General features: G+C 38.6%; 5 protein-coding genes. 1 reads left to right on the top strand and 4 read right to left on the bottom strand.

What is annotated here, in order from left to right; genetic code table 11:
- Positions 1–32: 32 nt before the first annotated feature.
- The 4 genes from ACO1O5_RS20190 to ACO1O5_RS20175 all read right to left on the bottom strand — a co-directional run bounded on the left by ACO1O5_RS20190 (position 33) and on the right by ACO1O5_RS20175 (position 6,762).
- Positions 33–1,001, bottom strand: a complete 969-nt coding sequence (locus ACO1O5_RS20190) for an ABC transporter permease (protein ID WP_486273486.1) — start codon at positions 999–1,001, stop codon at positions 33–35.
- A 97-nt stretch (positions 1,002–1,098) separates the two neighbouring features.
- Positions 1,099–3,456, bottom strand: a complete 2,358-nt coding sequence (locus ACO1O5_RS20185) for an ABC transporter permease (protein WP_486273484.1) — start codon at positions 3,454–3,456, stop codon at positions 1,099–1,101.
- A 196-nt stretch (positions 3,457–3,652) separates the two neighbouring features.
- Positions 3,653–6,052: an ABC transporter permease gene (locus ACO1O5_RS20180; RefSeq protein ID WP_486273482.1), complete on the bottom strand. Its 2,400-nt coding sequence runs from the start codon at positions 6,050–6,052 to the stop codon at positions 3,653–3,655.
- A gap of 356 nt (positions 6,053–6,408) precedes the next feature.
- Positions 6,409–6,762 (bottom strand): hypothetical protein, encoded by a 354-nt coding sequence (locus ACO1O5_RS20175; protein ID WP_486273480.1) that lies wholly within the window; start codon positions 6,760–6,762, stop codon positions 6,409–6,411.
- A gap of 255 nt (positions 6,763–7,017) precedes the next feature.
- On the opposite strand from ACO1O5_RS20175, the gene ACO1O5_RS20170 reads away from it, so the two are divergent.
- A partial coding sequence (locus ACO1O5_RS20170) for a DUF4838 domain-containing protein (protein WP_486273478.1) occupies positions 7,018–7,749 on the top strand: 732 nt, incomplete at its 3' end.

Raw genomic sequence — 7,749 nt, 5'->3', positions numbered from 1 at the left:
GTCACTTTACGAATACCAACTTCTTTGGCCCGCTACAAAGATTTTGCCGTGGAAAGATTTATATAATTTACCCACGCAATAACTATGATCAGCACAGCAATTATAAGAAGACCCCAAACTACGGTAGCACTGCCCGTTTTGCCTATTTCATATTCATAATCAGAGTATAAATGCGCTTTAGTTAACGGTTGTAATAGAAACGTCTCATCGCTGCCGCTTACTTTGCTTCCCTGGAAATATTTCTCACTAAAAGCACCGAGTTTTGCTTCCAGTTTTTTATAATTGGCTCCATGCTGTAATTGTATATAATGCCAAAAATCCGAATCAGTAAAATCATTATTAGCCTCTTTCCAGTTGCCATTGCCACCGCTGTATAATGTATTGTACGATACCAACATGTCGAAATTTAAGTGAGAATTTTCAGGCACATCTTTACAAACGGCGGTTACCTTGTAAGGCATCGAATCCCTCGATATCACAATTAATTTCCCGATTGCGGGTTGAAAATTGTCATCCGAAATTGCAAACAATTTTCGTGCAAGCGTTTCTGTTAGTATCACTTCGTTTGGATCTTTTAATCCATCTTTTCCATCTCCGGTGGTGATAGGATAAGAGAACATAGAAAGAAAAGAATTATCCACTGCCAGTACCGACTGATCCCCTATTTTTTTATCTCCATAAGTCAGCACCATTTCTTTAAATGGTTCCACTCTTGTATTGTTGATTACTTCGGGGTAATCATTTCGTAACGCCGGGCCCACACCTGAGTAGGTTATCGTGCCATGCTGCAATAATTTTCCATGTTGGTAACGATCGTTGGTTACCCTGTAAATATCTCCGGCGTTTTTATTAAACCGGTCGAAGCTCAATTCAAAACTCACATATTGAAGTATGAGCAGGCAGGCGGCCATGCCAATGGCAAGACCCGCTATATTAATTACAGAAAAGGTTTTATTTTTTTTTAAATTTCTCCAGGAAATTTTGAAATAATTTGTTATCATAAAACTTATTTTATTTTTCCCGGGTGAACAAAATCATATTAATTAAATTTTTTGCCCCTCTGTTCCTTCCTTTTCCTCAATAATTGTAACGGTCAATCTATTCACTCCGCAACGATTTTACAGGGTTTGCGGTAGCCGCTTTTATCGTCTGGAATCCAACCGCAATGCCAGTAACCACTAGGGCAGCTAAGATTGCTACGGCAAAAACCCACCAGCTTATTTGCGTGCGATACGCAAAATCCTGCAGCCATCTGTTCATCAAAAACCACGCAATAGGTGCGGCAATAAGAAATGCAACTACAATCAGCCGTAAAAATTCCTTTGATAATATAAATGAAATGTTACTAACAGATGCCCCCAGTACTTTTCGAATGCCCATTTCTTTTGTTTTTTGCTCAATCATGAATGAGAGAAGTCCAATCAAGCCAAGGACATTTATTGAAATGGAAAGGAAGGTGAAAATATTAAACAGTTGCTGTGTGCGTTTTTCATCTTTATATAAACCTGCCACATGCTCGTCTAAAAAGTTGTCTTCAAAAATTTGCTTAGGATAAACTGATGTCCATGCTTTCTCTACAGCAGCAAGGGTAGCTGCCTGTGTACCTTCAGCCAGTTTAATACCAACGTTGTAATAAAAGAAAGGAAATTCAACCATCAGCACCGGCGACACGGCATCCCGAAGAGAGGCGATATGATAGTCTTTAACAACGCCAATAACCGGGGCGGAAATATCATTCATACCAAACGTTACATACTTGCCCAATACGTCTTGTGGAGAGGCAAATCCAAGGGTTTTCACCGCCGTTTCATTTAATACAAATGCATAACGACGCAAAGAATCGGGAACAGAATTGGCGATGCTTCTCTCGTCGTTTTCATCAAACCAACGGCCAGCTATTAATTGCAGACCATAGGTTTTTAAATATCCTCTATCCGCTGGTTTTATCGCTACATGTAGTTGCTCTGTTTTATATTTTTCTTTCAGGTTAAATTCAGTGTTAGCCTGGTTATCTCCTATTGGGGCCGACAATGATAAACTAAAACTACTGATGCCAGGGATGGACGACAATTTGTTTTGCAATTCCTGCAGTTGATCCGGCTTATTTTCGGGAAGAGCAATATCAACCACGCTATTTTTGTCGAAACCTAACGGCGTCGATTGTACGAAGTCCATTTGCTTTGCCACAACAATTGCCCCAATAATCAAAACCTGGGCAGTTAAAAACTGGAATATTACTAATCCTTTACGTAATACTATTACGGATGTTTTTGGCGCCGATATTTTACTTTTTAAAGCCGCAATAACATTGAAGCCGGATAAAACAAAAGCCGGATATATTCCCGACAGCAGGGAAACTGTTATCCACAGAATTATTATGATTCCAATACTTTGCAAAGTGATCCAATCCAACGGAATGTTCTTATCGAGAAAATGATTGAGTGGTGGCAGGAAAAAGCGAACCGTTACAAGGGCCGCAATAAACACGATACCGGTATGCATAATTGTTTCTGCCAAAAATTGTTTCATGAGATGAAACTTTGTGGCACCCATGGTCTTTCTTACGCCAACTTCTTTCGATTTTTTGATAGCAAGGGCAGTGGAAAGATTCGTGTAATTGATACAAGCCGCTAGCAAAAGAAAAAAGCCTATTGCGCCCATCAGGTACAAATAACTATAATTAATAACGTACGTGGGATTGTTATATGCATACAACTGGTTGTAATGAATGTCGTGCAGAGGTTGCAGTTTGAATTCAGTTTTCACGCCGATATTTTCCGTATGAATATTTTGAGCGACGATGGAAGCGAGTATCGTCTCGGCGTGCCTGATGTTCCTGTCATTCGGGAAGCCTACATAAACAAATCCTGAAGCGTGCACGCCCCATTGGTCAATTGGAATACCTCCAATAAATTCTGCCCTGAATGAAAGATAAGACACCAACATGTTATAAGGCAAATGAGAATTCGAAGGCGCATCAGCAACTACCGCTGCCACTTCCAGGTCAACAAGATTGGCAAGTTTTATTCGCTTGCCTACAGGGGTTTCTTTTCCAAAAAATCTTCGTGCACTTGTTTCCGTAAGAATTGCAAAGCCAGGTTCTGACAAAGCTCTCTGTATATTACCCTGCTTTACATCTAAAGGAAAAAGCTTTGGAAATACTGAGTCGGCAAAAACAATATTGGTCTCCTTAAATTTCTTGTCACCAATAGAAACCTGGTTTTCTTTTTCATAATCAATTTGTGAAATCAATTGCTGGTCAGGCATTGCCGCTCGCATGGCAGATGCAAGTGGATACGGCGTTACAGCGCTATAAGTTTTACCCGTGGACGATGTAGTATTGTCTACCACACGGTAAATGCTTACATCACTTTTTGCATTCTTGTCAAAACTTGTTTCATACAATATTATGAGTGCTATTAATATGCAGGCCACAACGCTAATGTATAGGCCCATGAAATTAAGTACAAAGAAACCTTTATTCCTTTTTATGTTACGCCAGGCAGTTTTAAAATAGTTTTTAAACATTATATGTCAGGTTACTTGTTTATCACCATTGCAAGAACGTGATGTGATCCGCCGGAACCACAAAGTATTGCTTTGGTTGTTTATCATTTTCTCAGTGCATTTTACAATAGTACTTCCGTAAAAATCATTCGCTTCTCAGGCTCCTGGCGGGGTTAGCCATTGCTGCTTTTATAGCCTGGAAACTAACGGTAGTAAGTGCGACAATCACAACCAGCAGACTTGCTATCGCAAACATCCACCAGTTTAATGTAATCCTATACGGATAATTCTGCAGCCATTTGTTCGCCGAGATCCATGCAAGAGGTATGGCAATAACCAGGGCGATAAGAACCAATTTTAAGAAATCGCCTGAAAGAATAGTTACTACGTGATTTACTGATGCACCCAGTACTTTACGAATACCGATTTCTTTGGTTCTTTTTTCTGCTGATAACACGGATAAGCCAAACAAACCAATGCAGGAAATGAATATCGTTAATATAGAGCCAAACAATATTATTTGTTTCCATTTTGCTTCTGATTCATAAGCCTTTAATTTCTCTTCATCTTTAAATACATACGAATAAGGACTCAAGGGAAAGAATTGCTGGAAGGTTCTTTGTATAAACTTAAGGCTTTCGCTTGCTGAACCCGGTTTAATTTTAATGTTGAATGTTCCATATAAATTATTATTCTTCATTGTAAATAATTGCGGGCCGATTTTTTGATTCAATGCCAGGTAATGATAATCTTTTACAACGCCTATAACATGGTATATTTCATTGTTGTTATAGAAGAAGTTGACCGTTTGGCCAATCGGATTTTTCCATCCGGCCTTCTTTACAAAATTTTCGTTTACGAGTACTGCGTTAGTAGAGTCTGACGGATAAGCTTTGGAAAAATTTCTTCCCTCCACCAGGGGAATTTTTAATTCCGGGATATAAGATTCATCAACTGTTTCATAGTTAAAACTAATGGAAGAATCATTGGCCACTTTAGCTCCCGTCATCCATTGGCCGCCATTTTTTGCGGCAACATCAATTATATTCGCATTCTTCAATAGTTCAGCCTTAAATATAGCCGCCTCACTGTGTTTAACCTGCTCCTTGTTTACTACAACAATATTGCTGTCGTCAAAACCCAAATTAGTCTTCGTTAGAAAATTGAATTGCGCATAAATCGTAAACGTGGCAATGATTAAGAATGAAGCCAATGCAAATTGTAATACCACTAATGATTTTTGTAAATAGCTTTTTCCGGCAAGATTAAACCTGCTGTATAAAGTTTCGACAGGTTTGTAGCCAGACAAAACCAAAGCCGGATAAAAGCCGGCAAGTAAGCCGGTTATAAAGAATAACAACACATAACCCGCTATTAATTTTGCATCAAAAAGATAGGAAAGCGCAAGTGCTTTATTGCTCAGATCGTTAAACACCGGCAGTACCAATTGCACAATTAGAACCGCAAAAACAAAAGCGATAAAACAAAGTAAAAACGACTCCCCCAAAAACTGGAATATCAATTGTCTCCTGTCGCTGCCAATTACTTTACGGATACCTATTTCTTTCGCCCGTTTTACCGAACGTGCCACAGTTAGATTTACAAAATTGATGCAGGCAATCAGCAAAATAAAAAATGCAATACCCGAGAGTATGTAAGAATACATAGGGTTACTTGCATTCGACAAGCCGTTTTGTGGAGGCAGTTCCGTATTCAAATGCATGTTGGTAAACGGTTGAAGAAAATAAGTACCCATACTCGCATCGGAGCCGCCGCCATATTTTTTAATCATTGCCTTAAAGGTCTCACCCGCATCCTTCACGTAAAACTTTTGCATTTGGTTTTCAACATTGGCAACATTGACATTCGCGTTTAATACTACAAAAGTGTTCAGGAAATAACTATACCAGTTATCATTGTTCTGCGTATCAGCATCCGATTCTTTAAATGGTAACAATACATCAAATTTTACGGAAGAATTTTGCGGACATCTTTTCGCCACAGCGGTCACTTTATAAGGTACGAATGCGCTATCCTCTTTCAGCATCACTATTTTTCCAACAGCATCGGCACTGCCAAATTGCTTCCGTGCAGCATCCTCCGATAATACTATGGAATGAGGTTCTGTTAAGCAGGTTTTTGCATTTCCATTCAACAATGGAAAAGTAAAAACTGAAAAGAAATTTGAATCTACAAACAACAAATCCTGCGATTGAATTTCTGAACCTTTTTTTATATCCTCTGCGCCGCTTTGAATACGCACAAAGGATAGTATGCCGGGAACATTTTGCGCAAACCTCGGCCCCTGCAGAAAGCCGGTATTACCATCTTTATACTCGGTGCCATTATGTTTTGATTTGGAAACAATGCGATAAATGTTATTTACGTTTTTATGAAACTTATCGAAGCTTACTTCATCTTTTACATACAGCAGGATAAGCATGGCACACGCTAAACCAATACTTAAACCGGCAACATTAATAACTGAATAGATTTTGTTTCTCCGAAGATTTCTAAATGCTACTTTGAAATAGTTTTTAAACATACGATCATGTTATATTGGTATTTTGGAACATTCAAAACAAGCAATGCCAATGCCGTTATCTTATTGTTTTGAAAATCAGGACATAAAGAATGTACTTGAAGATTAACTGTTCGCTTTTGATACAGAACATGTTCGCTTTTACAAATTAACTAAGCTCAATTTTCAAGTCGGTGTCCAGTGTTGTTAAATAACAACTCTTGCCTAATAGTGGCATATTCATTGTATTATGCTGCAAAAAATATAATATGAAAAAAGCTTTGTTAACCACTGTAATAGCCGCAAGCGGATTGGTAATCTACTTCTTGCTAAGAAAGAAATTTGCTGACCCCAACAAAGAACTCCGTTATGAATAATAGTCACACAAGCCGGCAAGGAATTTCGAGATCTTCCGATAAATAGTAGCTGGCACAAATGCGATGGTAACCATCGGCAATTATCAATTTATTGTTATGTCTAACCAAAAGAATGGGTGATAATTTATTGCCCTTCTTAACCTTCTTCAAATTTTGTTTTACATGAATATTATCCTGCGGCAAAAGCGGAAGGGTACTGGCTCTTAAAATGTCTTTTGTTTTTTTTACAATAGTTGTAGCCTGTCTTAGCTTTTCAGTGAATGTTTTGCTCTCCTCAATTGGAAATAAAAGTTCGAGGTAATCAGTTGCTGCAGGAAAGTCATGTTCTTCGGGGTCTTTAAGCCAGAATGAGTCCATATGATTGTTGTTTAATTGTGCCTGTTGCAATTAATCTTTTTTGTGTACAATAATCGAATGATACATTACCTAATACGTTTGATTTTCTAAATTTAATAATTATTCAGATGCATGTTTCCATTACGTTAAGAGAACGCGATAACTGCCAAGAAAAATACCGGCGTATGTTTGGCGCCCAAAGCAACTAGTGGATAAGCTTAGTTTTTTATCTTTATAACTATACCCTCTTAATAGTTAATAAATAAATTTGCAGGAATGAATAACTCTACAAAAACCAACGAGATAACCAGGCTCAAATTTTTAAAAAATTCAGGTCTCCTAGCAGCTGGAGTAACTCTTCTGCCGGGTTTCGTAAATGCAAATCTGAAAATAGAAAAAGATAATAATAATGCAGTTACTTCAAAAATATCAGGCTTTACAATTATTATACCGGTCGCAGCCGGTGCATTGGAGAAGCAGGCTGCGCAGCAGCTTCAGCAGTATTTATCTAAAGTAGCCGGATCAGAAATTACGGTTGTTGCCGAAAATGAATTCAAGGGCAAAAAGGCTATTTATATCGGAATAACTAATTACGCAAAAAAAGAGAAAGTTGATTTTACCACAATACAGGGCGATGGTTATACCTATAAGTCAGCCGGTAACAACTTCATCATAGCCGGTGGCAATAAGAAAGGAGTTCTTTATGGCGTTTACGATTTCCTGGAGGGATTAGGTTTCAGGAAACTGGCCCCGGATTACGTGTACATTCCCAAAGTAAATGAGTTTAGCCTGCCGAAAAAGGATTTCACATTCACACCGTTAATCACTTACCGCACTACATCTTACGGCCAGATGGGCGACCAGGATTATTCCGACTGGAACAAGCTTTCATCAAGAAACGACTGGGGTTTATTCGTTCATACATTCGCCACACTGGTGCCTCCGGCAGAATTCGGAAAAAGCCATCCGGAGTACTATTCTTTAAGAAATGGAGAACGAAAGCCGGCT

The sequence above is a fragment of the Ginsengibacter sp. genome, assembly GCF_057362405.1.
This window is presented reverse-complemented; position numbering and strand designations above follow the sequence as displayed.